Source organism: Bradyrhizobium genosp. SA-3, assembly GCF_004212635.1.
Taxonomy (GTDB): Bacteria; Pseudomonadota; Alphaproteobacteria; order Rhizobiales; family Xanthobacteraceae; genus Bradyrhizobium.
This window is the reverse complement of sequence record NZ_PSRT01000275.1, coordinates 1-3,348: the sequence shown is the minus strand read 5'-3', so window position 1 is coordinate 3,348 and position 3,348 is coordinate 1. Positions and strand designations below refer to the sequence as shown.

Genomic DNA, 3,348 nt, shown 5'->3' with positions numbered 1-3,348 from the left:
CCTGGGGCCGGCGCCGGGGTCTGGGCCTCGGCGGCAAACGGAACGGCCAACGCCGTCGCCGTCAACAAGGCGAGAAGTCGCCCGCGCGGCCGGACGGACGCGGCCAAGTAACGAAAATTCATTGCGGAAAACCCTTTCTGAACGGGAAGTGCCCGAACCGCTCCGAAGCGCCGAACCTGGCCGCCTTGGGCGCGGCTCTCTCCCCGTCAATTGAGGCGGATAAGTGACGGGCTCGGCGCTCTTGCGCGATTGACCGCCTTCTTAACGTGGCCGACGAAAAGATCAATGCCGACAAGCGTCTTTGGCCACATCCACAGCTGCACCCAGTGAAATTCCCTGTGATAGGATTCAAGCCCGCCGGTCCTCGAATCAACGTGTGCCGATGTTCATGTTCCAGCGCCTCCTCGAGGGCCCCGGACGCCGCCTTTGCCGTCTCGCCCCGGCCCTCGTTTTGGCCCTCTCCGTCGGGCTGTCGGCAGGCGGCGCGCGTGCCGAGGAAGCCCATGCCATCGCCATGCATGGCAAGCCGGCGATGCCTGCCGATTTCACCCGCATGCCCTACGCCAATCCGGATGCCCCGAAAGGCGGACGCATGACCTGGGGCGTTCTCGGCACCTTCGACAGCCTCAATCCCTTCATCGTGAGAGGGGTGGCCGTGCAGCAGGTGCGGAGCTACGTGGTCGAGAGCCTGCTCGCGCGCGGCCAGGACGAGGCGTTCACACTTTATGGTCTGCTCGCCCGGACCGTCGAAACCAACGACGACCGGACCTTTGTCACGTTCCACCTCGATCCGCGCGCCCGCTTCTCCGACGGCAAACCCGTGCTTGCCGAAGACGTGCTGTTCTCCTGGCAGCTCTTGCGCGACCACGGCCGTCCCAATCACCGCCAGTATTACGCCAAGGTGACGAAGGCCGAGGCGCCCGATCCCCTCACTGTCCGCTTCGACCTCACCGACGCCAATGACCGCGAGCTGCCACTGATCCTCGGCCTGATGCCGATCCTGCCGAGGCATGCAGTCGATGTCGCCAGCTTCGAGGAGACGACACTGACGGGCCCGGTCGGCTCCGGTCCCTATCGCGTCACGGCGGTGAAGCCAGGCGCCAGCGTGACGCTCACGCGCAATCCCGACTATTGGGGCCGTGATTTGCCGATCAATCGCGGGCTCTACAATTTCGACGAGATCAGGCTCGACTATTTTCGCGAGGCCAACGGCCAGTTCGAAGCCTTCAAGCGCGGCCTCTATGATTTCCGTGTCGAGCACGAGCCCCTGCGCTGGCACGACGGCTATGACTTTCGGGCCGCCAGAAGCGGCGAAGTGATCCGCGACACCATCAAGCCGGGGGTGCCGCAGCCTTCCGAATTCCTGGTGTTCAACACCCGCCGTCCGATCTTCGCCGACATCCGTGTGCGCAAGGCGCTGACGCTGCTGTTCGATTTCGGGCTGGTCAACCGCAACTATTTCTTCGGGCTCTATTCGCGCATCGCCGGCTATTTCGCCGGCTCGGAACTATCGGCCTACGGCCGACCTGCGGATGCGCGCGAGCGTGAGCTGCTGAACCCCTTCGCCGCGCAGATCCCGCCCGACATCATGGACGGCAGCTACCGCCTGCCGGTCACCGACGGCTCGGGACGCGACCGCACCACGCTGCGCGCCGCGCTGAAGCTGTTGTCCGAGGCCGGCTACGATCTCGACGGTACCGTGCTGCGCAACCGCGCGACCAAGGCGCCTTTCACCTTCGAGATCATGGTCACGACCCGCGACCAGGAGCGCGTCGCCCTCGCCTTCCAGCGCGACCTCAAGCGCGCCGGCATCGAGACGACCGTTCGTTCGGTCGATCCCGTACAGTTCGATCAGCGCCGGCTCGCTTACGAGTTCGACATGATCCAGAACCGCTGGGACCAGTCGCTGTCGCCCGGCAATGAGCAGTATTTCTATTGGGGCAGCGCCGCCGCCGACAATCCGGGGACCCGCAACTACATGGGCGCCAGGGATCCCGCCGTCGATGCCATGATCGCCGCCCTGCTGGAGGCCCGTGAACATACGGACTTCGTCTCGGCGGTGCGCGCGCTCGACCGCGCTTTGATCGCGGGCTTCTACACAATCCCCCTGTTTAACGTATCCGAGCAATGGATCGCGCGCTGGAATCGGATAGAACAGCCCATGGCCACTTCGCTGTCCGGCTATTTGCCGGAGACCTGGTGGTCGAAGGGGCAGCCGCAAGCTCATCAAGCAAAGTGACGCCGTGAATCAGCCAGCAATATCGCCGACGCTCGACACGCTGTTTCAGCGCACGCTGACCCGGCAGCCGCACGCGCCCGCTTTGCTCGATCCCCTCAACAAGGCGCGCGTGACCGGGCACCAGCCGCGGCGGATGACCTACGCCGAGACCGATACGGCGATCGAGGCGCTGTCGGCGTATTTCGTGGAATCCGGCCTGCCGGCCAATTCCGTCATCGCGATCCAGCTGCCCAACACGGTCGAGTTCGTGCTGACGGTGCTCGCCGCCCATCGCGCCGGCCTTGTCGTCGCCGTGCTGCCGCTGCTGTGGCGGCACGCGGAACTGACCGCCGCGCTCAACCGCACCGCAGCGCGCGCCATCGTCACCATGAGCACGGTCGACGGCGTCAGCTATGCCGACCTGGCGATGCATGCGGCCGCCGAAGCCTTCTCGATCCGTCACGTCTGCGGCTTCGGCACCGATCTGCCCGAGGGCATGGCTTCGCTCGACGACGTGCTGGCTCGCCCGCCCGGCACCACGCGCGCCGTGATCCAGGACGGCCGCAAGGCGGCGATGATCTCCTTCGACGTCACCGCGGAAGGTTTTCGCCCGGTGCCGCGGCCGCATTTCAGCCTGATCGCCGGTGGTCTGGCGATGTCGCTCGAAGCCGACGTCAAGCAGGGCGCGACCGTGATGGCGGCGTTCGCGCCGATGTCGTTCGCGGGGCTGGCCTCCTCGCTCGCGGTGTGGCTGCTCTCGGGCGGCACGCTGGCGCTGCATCATCCCTTCGAGAGCGAGGTGCTGGAGCAACAGATCAACCAGCACGAATGCGAGGTGCTGATCGCGCCTGCCCAGCTCGCGCTGCGCCTCGGCGATTCCGATCTCGCGGCGCGGATGCCGACCTTACGCAACGTCATCGGCCTCTGGCGCGCGCCCGAGCAGGTCGCCGCAAGCGATGCCTGGATCGCGCCGCATGCGCCGCTCACGGATGTCTATCTATTCGGCGAGGCCGGCCTGTTCGGCGCCCGCCGCGGCGAGGACGGCATGCCTGTCGCGGTGATGCCGGGGCCGCATGGCGCGCCGCGCGAGCAGTCCGGCTCCTCCATCGCCGGCGAGATCCTGCTGACCC

The 3,348-nt window shown here is 66.4% G+C and carries 2 protein-coding genes and 1 pseudogene; 2 read left to right on the top strand and 1 reads right to left on the bottom strand.

Features of this window, described 5'->3' with window-relative positions; translation table 11 throughout:
- Nucleotides 1–122 (bottom strand): annotated as a pseudogene (locus CWO91_RS45715) (invasion associated locus B family protein); the annotation flags it as partial.
- Between the two features lie 260 nt (nt 123–382).
- Here CWO91_RS45715 and CWO91_RS41820 point away from each other — a divergent pair.
- Together CWO91_RS41820 and CWO91_RS41815 are read left to right on the top strand one after the other, a co-directional pair.
- Nucleotides 383–2,239 carry an extracellular solute-binding protein gene (locus tag CWO91_RS41820; protein WP_165406078.1) on the top strand — a complete coding sequence of 619 codons (1,857 nt, stop codon included), beginning with the start codon at nt 383–385 and terminating at the stop codon, nt 2,237–2,239.
- Nucleotides 2,240–2,243: 4 nt separating this feature from the next.
- Nucleotides 2,244–3,348, top strand: a 1,105-nt coding sequence (locus CWO91_RS41815) for a class I adenylate-forming enzyme family protein (protein ID WP_130221120.1), incomplete at its 3' end; no start/stop codon positions are given.

Excerpts from the sequence above, each read along its gene's own strand:
- CWO91_RS41820 (WP_165406078.1), top strand. The coding sequence starts at position 383 with ATGTTCATGTTCCAGCGCCTCCTCGAGGGCCCCGGACGCCGCCTTTGC.